We start from the raw sequence: 18,860 nt of genomic DNA on the forward strand, positions 1-18,860 counted from the left end.
ACGCAATTTTATAATTCTATTTTTTTAGTTTTCATAAGCAAAGTATCATCATCTTCTCCATCACTATCCCAGTCGTAGGTAGAAGTAGCACTAAATCCATTGTTGGTTTGTGTAATTTTATACCAAGCCTGTACTTGTTTTCCTAAATACGAATAATCAACAAATAAACTATCGCCACTAGTTTTCCACTTTCCTCCTGTTTCACTAACTTTTTTTCCATCCGCTTGCACAAACCATGCAGTGAAAGTACCATCATTTTTGTAGGTGGATTGAGCTTTTCCAGAACTAGGCTTGCTAAAATCATCTTCAAAAACAGAAGTACTATCAGTTTCGTTCGCTGATAAATATTCAATTTTTAAATACGTAGTTTCCCAACTTCCAATCAAATATTCTTTTAACAATGATTCTTTTTTTTCTTGTTTACAAGCAACAAAAAGTATTCCGAAAATCAGTGCGGTAATTGTATGTTTTGTTTTCATAATTAGGATTGAATTTTTTCTTCTTTGGTGTGTAGAAGGCGTGTTAGTTTGATAGATAAATCTAACAAAATAATTTTAGCATTTCCGTTTCTTTCAATATGATATTGCGCGTCATTTACTTCCTTTTCAATGATTAAGATGTTGGCGCTATGAATAAACGGAGCAAATTTAGCAAGGTCAAAGTTTGCAGATTGAGTTTCTAAAAACACCAAGTCTGGAGTTCCGTAGTTAAATAGTAAAGCTTGTCTAAAAAACTGTAAACAATATTGTAAAAACTGTTTTTGAGTTTCTCTACCAGATTTAGCAATCTCTTCTGACCAACCAATTAAATCTTGAATAATAGCAGCATTTCCTTTAGCTCTAAACGCAGCTCGAATCCATGTAATAAACCATTGTTCAAAAACTAAATCGTTAGAGTTGTTGTTTAAAACATGTAGTGCCTTGTTGTAGTTTCCTTCCGATTGATGGGCGATTTTTACTGCTTCATTTTCTGATACACCTTTTTGTTGAACTAGATTATTAGCTATGTCACTTTCGCTTAACGCAGGAAAATGTAATGCTTGACATCGAGATTTTATGGTGTTAATAATCTGTTCTTCATCTTCAGTAACAAGAATAAAAACAGTCTTACTTGGTGGTTCTTCAATCAGTTTTAATAATTTGTTGGAGGCAGCAATATTCATTTTTTCAGCCATCCAAATAATCATTACTTTAAAACCACCTTCGTACGATTTTAATTGTAGTTTTTTCACAATGTCTTCTGCCTCATCAACACCAATTTGACCTTGTTTGTTTTCAACACCAATATGTTGTAACCAATTAAACAAACTTCCATAAGGTTGTTCTTTAATAAAAGTACGCCAATCCTCTAAAAATAAATTACTAACAGGGTGTTTTTTTACTGAATCATTCGTAGTTACTGGAAAAGCAAAATGTAAATCAGGATGTTGTAGTTTGCTACATTTAATGTTGCAGGCTTCTACATTATCGGAGAAGTTACATAATAAGAATTGAGCATAGGCTATTGCCATGGGTAAAGTTCCGATTCCTTCCTTGCCAACAAATAGTTGTGCATGCGGAATTCTATTGTTTTCAGCTGATTGCTGTAAGTGTTTTTTTATGTGTTCTTGCCCAATAATATCGTCGAAAGTCATACCACAAATATAAGACATCAAACAAAGAGAACAACCTATTGTAAATAAATCATATATTGTGTTGATATACTGTTTAGAATGATTCTATTTTAGTATATTTGCAAGCTAAAAATATATGTTTTTGAGTACTATCGCATCGTTACATTTAGGGGAAAAAGGAATTATATCTGAGGAGTGCTTAGATAAAATTCCGTTAAAATTATTAGAAATGGGGTGTTTACCTGGAAGTGAAGTTGAATTACTTCAAATAGCTCCTTTAAAAGACCCGATGTATATATGTGTAAATGGAAGTCATTTAGCGATTCGAAAAGAAACGGCTTGTCAAATTTCAATCATTAAACTATAGCTGATGAGTAATCGTATTAATGTTGCGTTAATTGGAAATCCGAACACAGGGAAAACATCATTGTTTAATCAGTTAACAGGTTTAAATCAAAAAGTAGGAAATTATCCAGGAGTTACTGTTGATAAAAAGCAAGGTGTTTGCAAGTTGCCTAATGGTAAAAGTGCAACGATTACCGATTTACCGGGTACATACAGCATAAATCCAACTTCTTTAGATGAAAGTATTGTTTTAAAAGCATTAATGACAACTCATCAAGAGGAAAAGCCTGATGTTATTGTTGTAGTTGCGGATATTGAAAACTTAAAACGAAACTTATTACTGTTTTCACAAATTCAAGATTTAGAAGTTCCGACGATTTTAGCACTAAATATGGCGGATCAATTACAGCGAAAAGGAATTTCTATTGACATTCCTGCCTTAGAGAGAGAGCTACACACCAAAGTAGTGTTAATGTCGGCAAGAACTAATGAAGGAGTTAATGACTTAAAAGAAGAAGTAGTTAATTATAAATCGTTAAAAGTACATTCAAACTTTAACGAGCTATCTAAAAAAATAGATGCCACTTATTTTGAAAAGTTAGCTACTATAAGTAAAGAGTTTACTTCGTATGAGTTGTGGATGATGCTAACGAAAAACCATACTCCGTTACTTTCTTCCTTAGAAAAAGAAAGAATAAAAGAGTTTGAAGGAGAAATTACAAAGCAAAAAAAGTATCAACATAAAGAAACTATATATAGATACCAGCAAATAAATGCTATTTTAACTAAAACATATAAAGTAGATGCCTCTAAAGCAACTGATGTACGTAGTAAACTAGATAGAGTTTTTACCCATAAAATATTTGGATATGTTATTTTCTTTGGATTGTTATTGTTGATATTTCAGTCTATTTTCGATTGGGCATCTACTCCAATGGATCTTATTGATGGTTTATTTGCAAATATTGCAGAATTTACAAAAGCACAACTACCAGCAGGAATGTTTACCGATTTACTTACCGAAGGAATTATCCCTGGAGTTGGTGGAGTGGTAATTTTTATACCTCAAATAGCCATTCTTTTCCTATTTATATCCATTCTTGAAGAAACAGGCTATATGAGTCGAGTAGTGTTTTTAATGGATAAAATTATGCGCCGCTTTGGGATGAGTGGTAAAAGTGTAATTCCGTTAATTTCAGGAACAGCCTGTGCTATTCCAGCAATTATGGCAACTCGAACCATTGCTAGTTGGAAAGAACGTTTAATTACCATTTTGGTAACACCTTTTACAACCTGTTCAGCACGATTACCGGTGTATGCAATTTTAATAGCATTAATTATTCCTGATACTAAGCTGTTTGGTTTTTTAAGCTTACGAGGATTTACTTTGTTAGCTTTATATGTTTTAGGATTTGCAGCAGCAATTATTGCAGCATATGTATTGCATAAAACATTGAAGATTAAAAATAATTCACTTTTTGTAGTTGAAATGCCTAACTACAAAATACCATCAGTAAAGAATGTGTTTTTTGATGTGTTGGATAAAACAAAAGCATTTGTTTTTGGAGCAGGAAAAATCATTTTAGCAATTTCAATAGTATTATGGTTTTTAGCATCTCATGGACCATCATCTTATGAAAATGCCGAAAAAAATGTGGTAGAAAGTATAGCAAATCAAGAATTATCAGAAGAAGATTTAGCTAAAAAAATAGCATCTGCTAAGTTAGCAAACTCGTATATAGGAATTGCAGGAAAAACAATAGAACCAGTTGTTAAACCATTGGGTTATGACTGGAAAATAGGTATTGGGTTAATTAGTTCTTTTGCTGCAAGAGAGGTGTTTATAGGTACGTTAGCAACTATTTACAGTGTTGAAGATGATGGAGAAGATACTACTACGATAAAACAAAAAATGGCATCGGAGGTGAATCTTGTTACAGGAGAGAAGAGATTCAATCTTGCTACAGGAATTTCTTTATTATTGTTTTATGCATTTGCAATGCAGTGTATGGCAACATTGGCAATTGTAAAAAGAGAAACAAGAAGTTGGAAGTGGCCAATAGTTCAACTAGTAAGTATGGGAGCTTTGGCGTATTTGTCAGCATTTATAGCCTATCAAATCTTAAGATAATGCAAGAAATTATAACATATACAGTTGTTTGTGGAGCCGTTATTTTTTTAGTGAAAAAATTCTTTTTCAAACCTAAAAAAAGTAGTGGTTGTGATACTAACTGCAATTGCTCGTAAAAGAGAAAATAAATAGCACTACTACTTTTTATAAAAAAATGTATGTTTGCAGTGTTATACTTGTAGTTAACAGGTGATTTGTAATTTAGTTAAAAAAAAATGAAAAAAATAGTATTAGCAGTTGTGGTTTTTGTTAGCTCTTTTACGTATGCACAGCAAGAGGTAAAAGTAGATTTACTAGACGCATTAGCTTTTAAAACGCTAGAGGTATCTTACGAATATTATACAACTGATCGTTCTTCAGTTGGTATTTCAGCGTTATTTAACTTTGAAAAAAAATCAGCAGATTTTAGATATAACGAAGAACGAATGTTCACTCCGTTTTTCCGTCATTATTTTACCAATAATAGTAATTGGAATTATTTTGGAGAAGTTTTTATGGGAATTAATACAGGAGAAAGAGAAGTTGAAGTTCAAGGAAGTACAACAAAACAATATAAGGAGTATACAGACGGAGCTTTAGGGTTAGCTTTTGGTTCAAAATATGTGTCTTCAGGTGGTTTTGTTCTTGATGTATATGGAGGTTTAGGGAGAAATCTATTTACTTCAGAGGCTCGTTCAATAGTACCTAGAGTTGGAATAAATTTAGGATATCGTTTTTAAGGATATTCACTTAAATAAAATAAAAAGTTCGCAATAGCGAGCTTTTTTAGTTTATGGGGATAATGTTATTTCAATTGACAAAAAAACTTAATAACTAAGGGACTATTCATTTGAAATTGACCTTTTGTATTTAATCAAGTTAGCAAAGACAAAACTCAAGATAGCAGGCAACACCCAGCCCAAATTATGATTGGCAAAAGGAATAATGTTTTTTATTTCAATTAAATAGTTAGGGTTGATAATAAACCCTAAAAAATCAGGGATGCTAAATAGAAAGGTTACTCCCACAACAATTTTAAAAACTAAAGGTGAGGTGTATTTTTCAGGAAGTACATTTAGTACAATTAAAATAATAGTTATTGGATAAATAAACATTAAAGCAGGTAGTGCAATATTGATGATGTATTTTACATCAAACTGACCTACAACAATTCCTAGTAAACAGGAAATAATAGCAGTAATTGTAAAAACCTTTTGAGAGTTATTACTAATCCCTTTAAAATAATCGGCAGTACCTGTAATAATTCCAACAGCAGTTGTAAAACAGGCCAAAGCAACTAAAACACTAAGAAAAACACTTCCTATATTTCCTAAAGTCTGATTACTCAAAGAGTTTAAGATCTCTGTTCTATTAGCACTTTCAGAAAAGGTAGAACTAAATAAAACACCGTTATAAATAAGACCAGCATAAATAATTAACAATCCTATACCAGCAATAAAGCCAGCTTTGGTAATTAGCTCTTTTTTCTCTTCAAAAGTTGTGTTTGTATTAAAATTCATTGAAATAACTAAAACACCACCAACAACTATAGAAGCGATAGCATCAAAGGTTTGGTATCCTTCTAGTAAGCCATCAACAAAAGGAGCTTTAAAAGTAGTTGAAATTATTGTATCAGGAGCTGTAAAAACTCCAACAAAAATAATAGCCAATAAAATACATATAATAAGAGGGGTTAAAAACTTACCTAATAGGCTTAGTACTTTTGATCGGTTCAAGGTAAAAAGGAAAACAAGTCCAAAATAAATTGTACTAGTAATTAAAGAACTACTGTTACTAAAATAAGGAGCAATAGCCATTTCATGAGTAACTGATGCTGTTCTAGGTGCAGGTAAAGCAATACAGATAGTGTATACAACAAAACAATAAATAAGGCTAAAAGAAGGAGACACTTTTTTACCAAAATCATACATAGTACCTTGTAGTTTAGCATGTGCTAAAATACCTAGCATAGGAATAAAAATGGCAGTAATAAAAAAACCAATAGTTACCCAAAACCACAAATCACCAGCATTTTTTCCTAAAAAAGGAGGTAAAATTAAATTACCAGCTCCAAAAAACATTGAAAATAAAGCAAATCCGTTTATAAATATCTCCTTAGTTTTGTGCATTGCCTAACAAATTAGTAAGCGACGAATATACATTAAAAAATGATTGCAAAATTTAAAGAAACAACCGTTTTTTACACTGATACTGGTAAAGGAAACTGTGTTGTTTTATTACATGGGTTTCTAGAAAACAGTACGATGTGGAATGCCGTAGTTGAAGAATTGTCTAAAAAAAACCGTTTGGTTTGCATAGACCTATTGGGGCATGGGAAAACAGGATGTGTTGGGTATATTCATACTATGGAAGAGATGGCTGAAGCAGTTAAATCTGTGTTAAGAGAATTAAAAATCCGTCGAGCTATTTTTGTAGGACATTCAATGGGAGGTTATGCTGCTTTAGCTTTTGCAGAAAAATATTCGAAAAATGTAAAAGGAATATGTTTGATGAACTCTACCGCTCAAGAAGATAGTAAAGAGCGAAAAAAACTAAGAATTAGAGCAAATGAAATGGCAAAAGAAAACTACGAGACATTAGTGAAAATGTCGATAAGTAACTTATTTTCAGAAAATATGCGCTTGCAATTATCTAAAGAAATAGAGAAAATAAGAGGGGAAGCTCTAAAAACTCCAGTTAGAGGATATATTGCAGGAACAGAAGGAATGCGTTTGCGAAAAAACAAGGAAGTTGTTTTACAAACAATAGAAAAGAGATTGATTATAGCAGGAAAAAATGATCCAATCTTAAATTATATGATTCTTGAAGAAGAAGCTAAGAATACCAATACTCCATTAATTGCATTGCCAAATGGGCATATGAGTCATGTAGAAGCTAAAAAAGAATTACTAAAAGCATTAATCAACTTTATAAGAGCTTGATAAAATTCTGTTACTTTTGTAGGATACAAAAAGAATATACTTCATGAAAATTCATCACTTAGCCAAACAAAACTCTATTCTTAATAAATTCTTAGCAGAACTTAGAGACGTCTCTATTCAAAAAGATTCAATGCGTTTTCGTAGAAATATTGAACGAATAGGTGAAGTTTTAGGGTACGAATTAAGTAAAGAGTTAGACTATAATGTCAAAGAAATAACAACACCTTTAGGAACGAAAAAGGTAGAGTTACCAGCAAATGATATAGTATTGTGTTCTATTCTCAGAGCAGGACTGCCACTACATAATGGAATGTTAAATTATTTTGATGATGCAGAAAATGCGTTTATTTCAGCATATCGTCATCACCCTAATAATGACGAGAAGTTTGAAATCGTGGTAGGCTATTTTGCTTCGCCCTCAATAGATGGAAAAACATTATTACTTGTCGATCCGATGTTGGCAACAGGTCGATCAATGGTTGAGGTTTATGAAGGGATAAAAAAGTATGGAACACCAAAAGAAATAATAATAGCTTCAGTTATTGGTTCAGTTGAAGGTGTAGAATACGTTGCTAAACATTTACCTGAAAGTACTACTTTATGGATTGGCGACATTGATGAAAAATTAAATGATAAAGGCTATATAGTACCAGGTTTAGGAGATGCTGGAGATTTAGCTTACGGAGTTAAATTATAGTTTACACGATAGTGCTTACAGTAAACGAAGCTGTTAAGAATAGAATAATAATAACATCAGCGTACCATTTTTTTTGAAAAAACTCTATTCCATTAGCTAGAATAACAGAAACAGGAAAGAACACATATAAAAACTCGCTTCCAGAACCATCTTCAACTAAAAGCAAAATAGCAGTAGTAATTACGAGATGAGTAAGAATCAATATCCAGTTTTTTCTAAACTTATTCTTAACAGAGAGTGCTTTAGGGCTTTTTAAAAGAATAGAAGCTACTAAAAAACAACTTATAAAAAGAATAGGGAATAAGTACTTTTCATGAGAGTAGAAGCTTAAATCAGGATAAAAATTCCAATCAAAAAGCAACCAAAACTTATCAAGTCCGTCATACCAATAATAGTATGTAAAGTACAAAAAAACAGGAGCAAAAAAACCAATTACAGGGGTTAGAAGTGTTTGATAGGTAAAACGTTGGTGTAAAAATATAGACAAATAAAGTAGTATAAGTAATAGAGGAGCATAAGGCTCTATTAAAAATGAAATTCCAAGCCACAAACCACCGTCAAACAACTTGTGAAAAATGTTTTTTGAAGATTGTAAGCTGTATACTTTTCGTAGGAAAAGAAGTATAGTTAAGTTGGCATAAAAAGTTTTATTTACCTGTATCGTATTAGGAAAAAAACCAATTAATATTACAAAAAATAAAAAAGCAAAAGAATTATCATAAGTCAATAGGTTTTTTGCAATGATAAAATTGTACACTGAAAAAACAACTAAAAACCAACCAAGTTCTTTAACAAGGTTGAAAGATAATTCCTTAGAAAAAATACTAAAAACAAAATACCCTAAAAACAGTACAAATAGTACAATAAAATTTATAGGTTTAGATTTACCGAAAAAATTGGCTAACATTGTTTCTTTTTATATTTTTGCAGCTGTAAAGATACTTAAGATATGATAGCAGGCAATATTTTTAGATGGATTGGTAGTTTATTTACCGACTTTTTATTTGCACCATTCAATTGGTTACGTTTAACAGTAGCTAAATCAGATGCAGGTTGGTGGACCTCAAACGCTGTAAACTGGTTCTTTTTATTAGTCCTATTAGTATTATTTGCTTATTGGATGAAAGAAGCTGCTCGTTTTAAAAGAGAAGGAACAGAAGATAGAGCCTAATTTCTATATACTTTGGGAAGTAAAAACAAACTAAAACGTTTCAAAGAAAATGAAACGTTTGCTAACGTTATTCAACCTACGCGAGAAGAAGTAACTTCTAGTTTTCCTTACAAAGGAAAATGGAACACTTTTTTTAAAAACGACAAACCTATTGTTTTAGAGTTAGGATGTGGTAAGGGTGAATACACAATTGCTTTAGCAGAAAAAAATCCTGATAAAAATTTTATTGGAATTGATATTAAAGGTGCGCGATTTTGGCGAGGAGCTAAAACAGCACTAGAAAATAACATGAACAATGTTGCTTTTATCAGAACTCAAATAGAATTAGTAGATTATATTTTTGCTGAAAATGAGGTTTCTGAAATTTGGATAACCTTTCCAGATCCGCAAATTAAATATAAGCGTACCAAACACCGTATGACTAACACTGAATTCTTAAAAAAATACCATGGTATTTTAAATTCAGAAGGAACAGTTAACTTAAAAACCGATAGTGAATTCATGCACGGCTATACTTTAGGTTTATTGCATGGAGAAGGTCACGAAATTTTACACGCTAATCACGATGTATATAAAAATGTGTACAGTCCAAAAGAAGTAACGGGCACACAAACATTCTACGAAAAACAATATTTAGAAATAGGAAAACCTATTACCTATATAAAATTCAAACTAAACTATTAATCCTGCAAATAAGCAGGGTTTTTTGTTTTGAGCGTTTCCCTTTGGGTTGCACTTTCTACAATCGCTAACGCGTATTTGTCACTTCGAGTGAAACGAGAAGTCTCACATTCTTAAACCTCTTCTAGTGTTGGTAAATTCTTATATTTACATTATATGACAGATAAGAATTTCTTCGAAAAAGTGTACGAAGTAGCTCGTTTAATACCACACGGAAGAGTTACAAGCTACGGGGCTATAGCTGCCTATTTAGGGGCAGCACGTTCAGCAAGAATGGTTGGTTGGGCAGTGAATAATTCTTCAACAAAAGAAGTGCCAGCACATCGAGTAGTAAACAGAAAAGGGTTGTTAACAGGAAAACACCATTTTGATGGGACAAACCTTATGCAACAATTGTTAGAAAACGAAGGAATAGACGTCATTGATAATCAAATTCAAAATTTTGAAAAAGTATTTTGGAATCCAAGTGAAGAATTGTGATAAACTTCAAGAATATATCGTATTTAAAAGCTGGAACAGCTCGACAAAAAGAAGCCTATAAAGTATTATTAGAGTTAAATCTTTTTGAACTATTAAAAAACTTTAACCCTATTTTGGTAGGTACAATACCTATCAATATTGATGTAGAGTTAAGCGATTTAGATATTATTTGTCAAAGTGAAAATCATGAAGATATTGTAAAAGTTGTGAGAGAGAAATATGGAAAACTTCTAGGGTTTGAGATAAAAACAATTCCATCATATAAAAAATTAAAAACAACAATTATTACACTTGAGTATAAAACCTTTCCAATAGAGATTTTTATACAAAATAAACTTCCAGAAGAGCAAGACTCATATTTACACATGCTTATTGAATATCAGGTTTTATTAAAAGAAAAAGAAGTGTTTAGATTAAAAATTATAGACTTAAAAGAACAAGGGCTTAAAACAGAACCCGCTTTTCCCAAACTCTTAAATTTAGGAGGAAACCCTTATGAGGAGTTATTAAGCTACGGACTTCAAAAAGGTTATATTTCCTAGCTTTTAAAGAACTCATAGAAAACATCAAATTACAATTGTCACTATAAGTGATTTTCTGTAAGGAAACGGTATCCAAAACTCATCGATAAGACCAACTTATTAACCCATAAATATTACCAATCTAAAGACTTTATTTTCTGAGGGCTAAAACGTATCTTTGCAGTTAAGATTAAATAAAAATAAGCAACGAGCTTATCGCTTGCTGTTTAAAGCATATAGCATAAAACATGAGTTTTAAAAAACAAGATATATACAAAGCATTAGAAACGATAACTGCACCAGGTGAAGGTAAAAGCTTGGTTGAAAACGAGAACATAACCAACGTAGTTGCGTTTGGAGATGAAGTAGTCGTTGATGTTACTATTGCTAACCCATCGTTACAGGCTAAGAAGAAGGTAGAAGTTGAGATAATGAAAGCAATTCATCAACATGTTGATCAAAAGATTGATGTAAAAGTGAATGTGAAGGTGGAAGTTCAACAAAAAGAAAACCCGAACCAAATTAGAGGAAAAGAAATTCCTAATATTCAGAATATTATTGCTATTGCCTCAGGTAAAGGAGGAGTAGGAAAATCTACCATTACCTCAAATATGGCAGTTTCATTAGCTAAAATGGGCTTTAAAGTAGGGGTATTAGATGCTGATGTGTATGGGCCATCACAACACTTAATGTTTGATGTAGAAAAAGAAAAACCATTAGCTGTAAATGTAAATGGACGTTCAAAAATGAAGCCGATTGAAAGTTACGGGGTAAAGTTATTATCATTAGGCTTCTTTACAGACCCAAGTCAGGCAGTAATTTGGCGTGGACCAATGGCATCAAAAGCATTAAATCAATTAATCTTTGATGCAGATTGGGGAGAGTTAGACTTCTTACTAATCGACTTACCTCCAGGAACAGGAGACGTGCATTTATCAATAGTACAAGCAGTACCAATTAACGGAGCAGTTGTAGTAAGTACACCGCAAAACATTGCTTTAGCAGATGCTAAAAAAGGAGTAGCAATGTTTAAACAAGAAAGTATTAACGTACCAGTATTAGGTATCGTTGAAAATATGGCGTATTTTACACCGGCAGAACTTCCTAACAATAAATATTATATTTTTGGACAAGGAGGTGCTAAAAATTTAGCAGAAGATATTGAAACAAGTTTCTTAGGAGAAATACCATTAGTACAAAGCATACGTGAAGCAGGAGATGCTGGGCATCCAGTAGCTTTACAAGAAAATACACCATTGGCAGAAGCTTTTACAGAGGTAACCAAAGAAATGGTTTCGCAACTATTAAAAAGAAATGCAAACTTACCACCAACAGAAGTAGTACGAATTACTACCATGAGTGGTTGTAGCTCAAAATAAGCAGTTATGGCAATAGAAGACATAAGAAATAACGTAGAAAAAGCGTTGGAAGAAATCCGACCTTTTTTAGTAAGTGATGGAGGTAATATTAAATTATTATCTATAGAAGACAGTACGGTAAAAGTACAATTAGAAGGAGCTTGCAGCGGTTGTTCAGTCAATCAAATGACGTTGAAAAACGGAGTAGAAGCAACTATAAAAAAATACGCGCCAGAAATTACAGAAGTAATTAATGTAGCATAAGCTGACAAAAATCAGCTTTTAAGAAAAGTTCATGCTTTAATTTTGGGCGTTCGAGCGTGCTTTTGTTTCTCGCTTCCCGATAAAAATACCGGGAGAGCTCAGACAAGCCACTCAATCACTAACGCATAAATATTCCTGCCTTACTTCAAAAGGCAGGAATCTCAGTATAAATAAGAGAATTTTGTTACAAAATGATACAAACAGACATATTAATTATTGGAGCAGGACCGACAGGGTTATTTACGGTTTTTGAAGCAGGGTTGTTAAAATTACGTTGTCATTTAATTGATGCCTTACCGCAACCAGGTGGGCAATGCTCAGAAATCTATCCTAAAAAACCTATTTACGATATCCCAGCTTATCCAGAGATTTTAGCAGGCGATTTGACTGATAAGTTACTAGAACAAATTAAGCAATTTGAACCAGGGTTTACCTTAGGAGAACGAGCTGATACTATTGAAAAACAAGACGACGGAACGTTTATTGTAACGACTAATAAAGGAACAAAACACCAAGCACCTGTAGTAGCTATTGCAGGAGGATTAGGAAGTTTTGAACCACGTAAACCACCGATTCCAAACATTGCAAACTTTGAAGATAAAGGAGTCGAGTACATGATTAAAGAACCAGAACTGTATCGAGATAAAGATGTGGTAATTGCTGGGGGTGGAGATTCGGCTTTAGATTGGTCTATTTTCTTAACCGATGTAGCAAAATCAGTAACTTTAATTCATAGAAGAAATGAATTTCGTGGAGCTTTAGATTCTGTTGACAAAGTACAAGAGTTAAAGAATGAAGGAAAATTAATGCTAATTACACCTGCAGAAGTCAAAGGAATTGTCGGTGAAGAAAAGGTAGAAGGTGTGTTGGTAGAACAAAAAGATAAAGAACCGTTTACCTTGCCTTGTGAGCATTTTATTCCGTTGTTTGGGTTATCTCCAAAACTAGGCCCTATCGCAAATTGGGGATTAGAAATAGAGAAAAATGCCATTAAAGTAAACAATGCATTAGATTATCAAACCAACGTAGAGGGTATTTACGCAATTGGAGATGTAAATACGTATCCAGGAAAATTAAAGTTAATTTTATGCGGATTCCACGAAGCAACGTTAATGTGTCAGAGTGCTTATAAACGTATTCATCCAGATAAAAAGTATGTGATGAAGTATACAACTGTAGGGGGTGTAGATGGTTTTGATGGAACAAGAAAAGAGGCACCGAAAGCAGTAGTTAAAGCAATTAATTAAAGGTGTCTCTGACAGAATATATACAACAATTATCACAAGATAAACTCTTGTATTTTGCGCTGCCTATTTTTTTTGTAGGTATGTTGATAGAGTACAGAATAGCAAAAGAAAAATATCATAGAAAAGATACCGGAGTCTCTTTGTTAATGATGGTTTTTTCTGCCATTGTTGAATTTATTCCAAAAATTTTAGCCTTTGTAGCTTTTTTCTATTTACATGAAATCAGTCCGTTAAAAGATATAGTTCAGCGTCAATGGTGGGCTTGGGTTTTATTATTGTTTGTTGATGATTTTGCTTACTATTGGTTTCACCGTTTAAATCATGAAGTACGCCTATTTTGGGCAGGGCATGTACCACACCATTCATCAGTTTATATGAATTTAGGAACAGCGCTACGTCAAGGCGTGGGTGAACGTATCCATAAGTTTTTCTTTTGGATGTTAATTCCGCTATTAGGATTTGATCCATTAATGATGTTTACCATGATGGGAATCAGTTTAATCTATCAGTTTTTTGTACATACAGAATTAGTTGATAAACTACCGAAACCAATTGAATTAATTTTCAATACACCGTCACATCATAGAGTACATCACGCTTCTAATATTCGATATTTAGATTGTAATCATGCAGGGATTTTAATTATTTGGGATCGTATGTTTGGTACTTTTTCTGAAGAGCTTAAAGAAGTAGAAAAACCTGTATATGGTTTAACCATAAACATTGAAACCTTTAATCCTGTAAAAGTAGCAACGCATGAATATGCTGCTATATGGAAAGATGTAAAAAGAGCTGATAGATGGAGTGATAAACTCAATTATATATTCAATTCACCAGGTTGGACACATGATGGAGAAGACAAGAGAGCTAAAACACTTCGAAAAAAAAATGAATTTGTAAAATAAAATGGAACAAGATATTACTATAAAAATTACCGATCGTGATGGGGTAATACACGAGATACAAGCACCGACAGATATGGCTATGAATTTGATGGAAGTAGTTCGTTCGTATGAGCTAGCCCCTGAAGGAACCATTGGTATTTGTGGAGGAATGGCAATGTGTGCATCTTGTCAATGCTATGTAAAATCAAATCATGAATTGCCAGAAATGGGAGATGAAGAAGAAGCGATGTTAGCAGAAGCGTTTTATGTAGAAGACAATAGTCGATTAGGTTGTCAAATACAAATGACACCAGATTTAGATGGTTTAGAAGTAGAGTTAGCCCCAGAGAGTTAAAGAATAAATAAATAGATTTTTAAAAGTGTAGTATTTTAAGTTAAACTTAAAGTACTACACTTTCTTTTTTATAAAAAAATACCAGTTACGTCATTTTAAATTCCAGTTACGTCATTTAGTTTGTTCGGTCTAAATATATTTTTGTTTTTAATTATTAAGACTAAATAAAAATAAATGATTCTTAAATCACACCCTTCATTAAAAGAATTATCATTAAATAGTTATTTGTTTAGTGATGAATCGATGAATTTATACGAAGAGTATATTCAAAAAACAGCCTCCTACATTCAGCAATTTTTATCAAACAGAACCTTTTATCAAGGAGACAATCTTGAAGAAATTCTAGCAAATAAAGAGCAAGCTAAACTGGTAAATATTGAGGGTAATCAAACGATAGATAGTGCTCTAGAAGAGTTAAATGATTTGTATATAAAAAATGCAATCGCCTTCCATAATCCAACATATGTAGCACATTTAAACTGTCCAATCACATTACCATCAATCATCGCAGAAATGATTACAACCACAATTAATACTGCAGTTGAAACATGGGATCAAAGTACTTCAGCAACTTTTATAGAACAAGAAGTAATTCATTGGATAACCAACGTATTTAATCTATCTGAAAATTCAGATGGCGTTTTTACAAGTGGAGGAACACAATCTAACTTTATGGCCATGTTAATGGCTCGAGACAATTATGCTTTCAAGCATTTCAAAATCAACATTAAACAACATGGTTGGAGAAGTGAAATAAATAAGTTTAGAATTTTTTGCTCAGAAAAGGCACATTTTAGTATTCAAAAAAGTGCAGCTTTATTAGGTATGGGATATGATGCAGTTATACCTGTAAAAGTTGACAAGAAAATGCAGATGGATGTTAACGAACTTGTATTAGCGATAGAAAAGACAAAACAAGAAGGTAATATTCCAATAGCAGTTGTAGCAACATTAGGAACCACTGATTATGGAAGCTTTGATCCAGTACAAACCATTGGTAAAGTAGCAAAAGAACACAATATGTGGTTGCATGCTGATGGTGCTTATGGAGGTTGTTATGCGCTTACGAATACTCATAAAGATTACTTTAAGGGCATTGAGTTAGTTGATTCTATAACCATAGATTTTCATAAAACATTGTTTCAGCCAGTAAGTTGTAGTGCATTTCTAGTAAATGATAAACAACATTTTCAGTATGTATCATATTACGCAGATTATTTAAACCCTATTGAAGATAAAGATCCACAACGACCTAATCTTATAGAAAAGTCAATTCAAACAACACGCCGATTCGACGCTTTAAAAGTTTGGCTAACCTTAAAAACATTAGGAACAAAAACAATTGCTAATTATTTAGAAGAGGTACATTCTTTAACAAAAACAGTATATGATAACATAAAAGATCAAGAATGTTTTGAAACTGTTCACGAACCAGCACTCAGTACCGTAGTATTTCGATATAAAACTGAGGGAATAACTGAAGATGTAATTCATAACTCGATTAATTTATATATCAAAAACACTTTGTACAAAGCAGGAAAAGCATCAATTGCGAGTACAAAACTACAAGGTAACATCTACCTGAAATTTACACTTCTAAACCCTAAAAACACAATTAATAACCTTCTGAACATAATAGAAATGATTAAAACAACAGGAGAACAATACAAAATTACAAACTAAAAAAGATGAAGAATACTATAGTAGATTTTATAGCGATAGGTATAGGGCCTTTTAACTTAGGGCTGGCATGTTTATCAGAACCTATTGAAGGTTTAAATGGAGTATTTCTTGATAAAAAAGAAAAATTTGATTGGCATCCAGGAATGTTATTAGAAGATACAACTTTACAAGTTCCCTTCATGGCAGATTTAGTAACTCTTGCTGATCCTACAAGCCCTTTTAGTTTTTTAAACTATATTAAAGAACAGGGTAGAATATATTCTTTTTATATACGAGAAAATTTCTTATTACTTAGAAACGAGTATAATCAATATTGTCAATGGGTAATAAGCAAGCTATCTAATGTATATTTTAATACAGAAGTAACAAATATAGATTATGATCAACAGAACAAGATTTATATAGTAACAAGTACTTGTACAAAAACTCAAAAAATTAAAATTTATAAAACAAGAAAGCTAGTTTTAGGAACAGGAACACAACCATACATTCCTACTTGTTGTAAAGAGTTGAAAGAGACTGCTGTTCATTCATCACAATATTTACCTAATAAAGAACAGTTACAAAAGCAAAAAAGAATAACAGTATTAGGTAGCGGACAAAGTGCAGCAGAAATATTTTTTGATTTATTAAAAGAAATAGATACCAAAGAATATGAATTGAATTGGATTACCCGTTCACCTCGTTTCTTCCCGTTAGAGTATGCTAAGCTAACATTAGAAATGACTTCTCCAGAGTATGTAGATTACTTTTACAACTTGCCAGTATCAAAAAGAGATTCACTAATAAAAAATCAGAAGCATTTATACAAAGGAATTAATCAAGATTTAATAGGGGCTATTCACGATACGTTATACGCAAAACGAGTAGTGTCAAAAGAACCATTAAAAGTTTCATTACGTACCAATTCTGAATTGAAAACTAGCAAGGTGTTAGATGAAGGAATTAACTTAGAGTTTCATCAGGTAGAACAAGATAAATATTTTAAACACGAAACTGACGGACTTGTCCTTGCCACAGGATATGAATATAAATTACCAGAGTTTATTGAAGGAATTTCAAATAGAATTCTGTGGGATGTTAAAAATCGATTTGATGTGCAGCGTAACTATTCAATTGATGAAAATCATAATGAAATTTTTGTTCAAAATGTAGAACTATATACGCATGGATTTGTTACACCAGATTTAGGGATGGCTGCCTACAGAAATTCTTATATAATCAAAGAAATAACAGGAGTAGAGCATTATCCTATTGAGCAAAAGATAGCATTTCAGCAGTTTGAGGTTACACAAGAGGAAGAAATAGAACTCAATGTCTTTGCATAAGGGTATGAAGTTAAAAACATTTTTAATAGTAATGACGTTGGTTGCAGTAGTAAGTGATTATTTACTGCATCCATTTTATCCACAATTTTTTGAGCTTCGCTTCGGAATGACAAACCCTAAAAATGTAGGATATTACTTTGCAGCCATCTGTTTTATGGTAATGATTGCATTTCCATTTTGGGCATATATTTCTAAAAAAATATCAGAATTAAATATTCTAGTGTACACCCAAGCAGTTGCAGGCGTATTAGCATTGTATTGTTACTATACTACATCGTACATTAATTTTTGGGTTGTATCTCTTATCATGGTACTATTTAAAGGAAGTTATTTACTGGTATATCCGTACATTTTAAAAATCATTACAAAAGAAGAACATCCAAGTACGATAGGATTGCTTTCAGTAGTGGTACATTTAGGAGGTGTTTTAGGAGCGGTGCTGGGAGGTATAACAGTAGATTATATAAACCCAAGTAGCATTTTTTTAATAATGGCAGCAGGAGATTTTATTCAAATGGCTATGAGTGGTTATTTATTAAAAAGTAAAAAGTATGCTACCGATTTAATCATTTCAGAAGAATCTACTGCTACTGATAAAAAGATAATTCCGAAAGGATTTATCTTAAAATTAGGACTAATTACGTTGATATTGTACTTCAGCGACTTTTTAATTAGGCCTTTCTTTTCATCATATTGGGAAAGTTTTTCAACGTACAAAAGCAAATTGGTTTCAGGCACTATATATGCTATCCCAGGTTTTGTAGCCTTGGTAGCATTATGGATTAATAATAAGCGAAAATCAAAAGGGCATGAAGGAATTATAAATGCCTTGTTTATAGGGTTAATTGGACTTATGCTACAAGGAATAACCAATGAATCAGTAGTTGTTTTAGGGCGAATTATTTATGGTTGGGCAATTTTTCAAGGAGTTGTGAAATTCGACATTTTATTATTTGAATTAAGTACGCCAGAATCATACTCAGTAGATTATAGTAAAATACACTTCTTTCAAAACTTAGGGGTATTACTAGCATCTTTAAATGTAGGGATTATAGTTGATGGTTTCGGTTTACGAGTACCTTTTATCATTGCGTTAGGAGGTTTTACACTCACATTAGTCTTGTACTTTATCGTATTTAAATCGGTACGGAAAGTACATAAACAACTAGCTAAAACCTAAAT

At 32.2% G+C, this 18,860-nt stretch carries 21 protein-coding genes; 17 read left to right on the forward strand and 4 right to left on the reverse strand.

Annotated features, from left to right (window positions below; translation table 11 throughout):
• Positions 1–8: 8 nt before the first annotated feature.
• Positions 9–479, reverse strand: a complete 471-nt coding sequence (locus tag MK851_RS02095) for a hypothetical protein (RefSeq protein WP_320241004.1) — start codon at positions 477–479, stop codon at positions 9–11.
• A 2-nt stretch (positions 480–481) separates the two neighbouring features.
• A complete protein-coding gene (locus MK851_RS02100; protein ID WP_320241005.1) occupies positions 482–1,633 on the reverse strand; it encodes a DNA polymerase III subunit delta' in 1,152 nt (383 codons plus the stop codon).
• Between the two features lie 115 nt (positions 1,634–1,748).
• On the opposite strand from MK851_RS02100, the gene MK851_RS02105 reads away from it, so the two are divergent.
• The 3 genes from MK851_RS02105 (at position 1,749) to MK851_RS02120 (ending at position 4,807) form a co-directional block, all read left to right on the forward strand.
• Complete coding sequence (locus MK851_RS02105; RefSeq protein ID WP_303505137.1) at positions 1,749–1,979, forward strand: FeoA family protein; 231 nt, start codon at positions 1,749–1,751, stop codon at positions 1,977–1,979.
• A gap of 3 nt (positions 1,980–1,982) precedes the next feature.
• Entirely contained in the window at positions 1,983–4,088 is a 2,106-nt protein-coding gene (gene feoB, locus MK851_RS02110; protein WP_320241006.1) for a ferrous iron transport protein B, read from the forward strand.
• Positions 4,089–4,303: 215 nt separating this feature from the next.
• Positions 4,304–4,807: a DUF3575 domain-containing protein gene (locus tag MK851_RS02120; protein ID WP_303505144.1), complete on the forward strand. Its 504-nt coding sequence runs from the start codon at positions 4,304–4,306 to the stop codon at positions 4,805–4,807.
• Between the two features lie 102 nt (positions 4,808–4,909).
• Here MK851_RS02120 and brnQ read toward each other — a convergent pair whose 3' ends face one another.
• The gene (brnQ, locus tag MK851_RS02125) at positions 4,910–6,196 is read right to left on the reverse strand and encodes a branched-chain amino acid transport system II carrier protein (protein WP_320241010.1); all 1,287 of its coding nucleotides are present in this window, start codon (positions 6,194–6,196) and stop codon (positions 4,910–4,912) included.
• Positions 6,197–6,235: 39 nt separating this feature from the next.
• On the opposite strand from brnQ, the gene MK851_RS02130 reads away from it, so the two are divergent.
• Positions 6,236–7,009, forward strand: coding sequence for an alpha/beta hydrolase (locus tag MK851_RS02130; RefSeq protein WP_320241012.1), 774 nt, complete (start codon positions 6,236–6,238; stop codon positions 7,007–7,009).
• Positions 7,010–7,052: 43 nt separating this feature from the next.
• Entirely contained in the window at positions 7,053–7,706 is a 654-nt protein-coding gene (upp, locus tag MK851_RS02135; protein ID WP_303505152.1) for a uracil phosphoribosyltransferase, read from the forward strand.
• Position 7,707: 1 nt separating this feature from the next.
• On the opposite strand, the gene MK851_RS02140 is transcribed toward upp, so the two are convergent.
• Positions 7,708–8,613 (reverse strand): DUF6427 family protein, encoded by a 906-nt coding sequence (locus tag MK851_RS02140; protein WP_320241014.1) that lies wholly within the window; start codon positions 8,611–8,613, stop codon positions 7,708–7,710.
• A gap of 42 nt (positions 8,614–8,655) precedes the next feature.
• On the opposite strand from MK851_RS02140, the gene MK851_RS02145 reads away from it, so the two are divergent.
• The 12 genes from MK851_RS02145 (at position 8,656) to MK851_RS02200 (ending at position 18,858) form a co-directional block, all read left to right on the forward strand.
• Positions 8,656–8,877: a DUF6341 family protein gene (locus MK851_RS02145; protein WP_115899732.1), complete on the forward strand. Its 222-nt coding sequence runs from the start codon at positions 8,656–8,658 to the stop codon at positions 8,875–8,877.
• 12 nt (positions 8,878–8,889) lie between these two features.
• The gene (gene trmB / locus MK851_RS02150) at positions 8,890–9,561 is read left to right on the forward strand and encodes a tRNA (guanosine(46)-N7)-methyltransferase TrmB (RefSeq protein ID WP_303505159.1); all 672 of its coding nucleotides are present in this window, start codon (positions 8,890–8,892) and stop codon (positions 9,559–9,561) included.
• 153 nt (positions 9,562–9,714) lie between these two features.
• Complete coding sequence (locus MK851_RS02155; RefSeq protein ID WP_320241019.1) at positions 9,715–10,038, forward strand: MGMT family protein; 324 nt, start codon at positions 9,715–9,717, stop codon at positions 10,036–10,038.
• Positions 10,035–10,580: a DUF4269 domain-containing protein gene (locus tag MK851_RS02160; RefSeq protein ID WP_320241021.1), complete on the forward strand. Its 546-nt coding sequence runs from the start codon at positions 10,035–10,037 to the stop codon at positions 10,578–10,580. Before MK851_RS02155 ends, MK851_RS02160 begins: the two co-directional genes overlap by 4 nt.
• A gap of 227 nt (positions 10,581–10,807) precedes the next feature.
• Positions 10,808–11,938 carry an Mrp/NBP35 family ATP-binding protein gene (locus MK851_RS02165; RefSeq protein ID WP_115899737.1) on the forward strand — a complete coding sequence of 377 codons (1,131 nt, stop codon included), beginning with the start codon at positions 10,808–10,810 and terminating at the stop codon, positions 11,936–11,938.
• A gap of 6 nt (positions 11,939–11,944) precedes the next feature.
• Entirely contained in the window at positions 11,945–12,181 is a 237-nt protein-coding gene (locus MK851_RS02170; RefSeq protein WP_303505170.1) for a NifU family protein, read from the forward strand.
• Between the two features lie 191 nt (positions 12,182–12,372).
• Positions 12,373–13,428 carry an NAD(P)/FAD-dependent oxidoreductase gene (locus MK851_RS02175; RefSeq protein ID WP_303505172.1) on the forward strand — a complete coding sequence of 352 codons (1,056 nt, stop codon included), beginning with the start codon at positions 12,373–12,375 and terminating at the stop codon, positions 13,426–13,428.
• A 2-nt stretch (positions 13,429–13,430) separates the two neighbouring features.
• Positions 13,431–14,333, forward strand: a complete 903-nt coding sequence (locus MK851_RS02180) for a sterol desaturase family protein (protein ID WP_320241024.1) — start codon at positions 13,431–13,433, stop codon at positions 14,331–14,333.
• 1 nt (position 14,334) lies between these two features.
• The gene (locus MK851_RS02185) at positions 14,335–14,667 is read left to right on the forward strand and encodes a 2Fe-2S iron-sulfur cluster-binding protein (protein WP_115899741.1); all 333 of its coding nucleotides are present in this window, start codon (positions 14,335–14,337) and stop codon (positions 14,665–14,667) included.
• A gap of 174 nt (positions 14,668–14,841) precedes the next feature.
• Entirely contained in the window at positions 14,842–16,350 is a 1,509-nt protein-coding gene (locus MK851_RS02190; RefSeq protein ID WP_320241027.1) for an aspartate aminotransferase family protein, read from the forward strand.
• Positions 16,351–16,355: 5 nt separating this feature from the next.
• On the forward strand, positions 16,356–17,678 hold the full coding sequence (locus MK851_RS02195) for a lysine N(6)-hydroxylase/L-ornithine N(5)-oxygenase family protein (RefSeq protein WP_303505179.1): 1,323 nt from the start codon (positions 16,356–16,358) through the stop codon (positions 17,676–17,678).
• On the forward strand, positions 17,665–18,858 hold the full coding sequence (locus tag MK851_RS02200) for an MFS transporter (RefSeq protein ID WP_320241028.1): 1,194 nt from the start codon (positions 17,665–17,667) through the stop codon (positions 18,856–18,858). The genes MK851_RS02195 and MK851_RS02200 overlap by 14 nt, the downstream gene beginning before the upstream one ends.
• The last annotated feature ends 2 nt before the right edge of the window (positions 18,859–18,860 follow it).

The organism is Tenacibaculum sp. 1B UA (assembly GCF_033978845.1).
GTDB lineage: Bacteria > Bacteroidota > Bacteroidia > Flavobacteriales > Flavobacteriaceae > Polaribacter.

What these genes read in the sequence shown, in the direction of transcription:
- MK851_RS02120 (WP_303505144.1), top strand. Translation starts at nt 4,304, where the DNA reads ATGAAAAAAATAGTATTAGCAGTTGTGGTTTTTGTTAGCTCTTTTACG.
- MK851_RS02195 (WP_303505179.1), top strand. Translation starts at nt 16,356, where the DNA reads ATGAAGAATACTATAGTAGATTTTATAGCGATAGGTATAGGGCCTTTT.
- MK851_RS02145 (WP_115899732.1), top strand. Translation starts at nt 8,656, where the DNA reads ATGATAGCAGGCAATATTTTTAGATGGATTGGTAGTTTATTTACCGAC.
- feoB (WP_320241006.1), top strand. Translation starts at nt 1,983, where the DNA reads ATGAGTAATCGTATTAATGTTGCGTTAATTGGAAATCCGAACACAGGG.
- upp (WP_303505152.1), top strand. Translation starts at nt 7,053, where the DNA reads ATGAAAATTCATCACTTAGCCAAACAAAACTCTATTCTTAATAAATTC.
- MK851_RS02095 (WP_320241004.1), bottom strand. Translation starts at nt 479, where the DNA reads ATGAAAACAAAACATACAATTACCGCACTGATTTTCGGAATACTTTTT.
- MK851_RS02170 (WP_303505170.1), top strand. Translation starts at nt 11,945, where the DNA reads ATGGCAATAGAAGACATAAGAAATAACGTAGAAAAAGCGTTGGAAGAA.
- MK851_RS02100 (WP_320241005.1), bottom strand. Translation starts at nt 1,633, where the DNA reads ATGACTTTCGACGATATTATTGGGCAAGAACACATAAAAAAACACTTA.
- MK851_RS02130 (WP_320241012.1), top strand. Translation starts at nt 6,236, where the DNA reads ATGATTGCAAAATTTAAAGAAACAACCGTTTTTTACACTGATACTGGT.
- MK851_RS02190 (WP_320241027.1), top strand. Translation starts at nt 14,842, where the DNA reads ATGATTCTTAAATCACACCCTTCATTAAAAGAATTATCATTAAATAGT.
- MK851_RS02155 (WP_320241019.1), top strand. Translation starts at nt 9,715, where the DNA reads ATGACAGATAAGAATTTCTTCGAAAAAGTGTACGAAGTAGCTCGTTTA.
- MK851_RS02140 (WP_320241014.1), bottom strand. Translation starts at nt 8,613, where the DNA reads ATGTTAGCCAATTTTTTCGGTAAATCTAAACCTATAAATTTTATTGTA.
- brnQ (WP_320241010.1), bottom strand. Translation starts at nt 6,196, where the DNA reads ATGCACAAAACTAAGGAGATATTTATAAACGGATTTGCTTTATTTTCA.
- MK851_RS02105 (WP_303505137.1), top strand. Translation starts at nt 1,749, where the DNA reads ATGTTTTTGAGTACTATCGCATCGTTACATTTAGGGGAAAAAGGAATT.
- MK851_RS02175 (WP_303505172.1), top strand. Translation starts at nt 12,373, where the DNA reads ATGATACAAACAGACATATTAATTATTGGAGCAGGACCGACAGGGTTA.
- MK851_RS02165 (WP_115899737.1), top strand. Translation starts at nt 10,808, where the DNA reads ATGAGTTTTAAAAAACAAGATATATACAAAGCATTAGAAACGATAACT.
- MK851_RS02200 (WP_320241028.1), top strand. Translation starts at nt 17,665, where the DNA reads ATGTCTTTGCATAAGGGTATGAAGTTAAAAACATTTTTAATAGTAATG.
- MK851_RS02185 (WP_115899741.1), top strand. Translation starts at nt 14,335, where the DNA reads ATGGAACAAGATATTACTATAAAAATTACCGATCGTGATGGGGTAATA.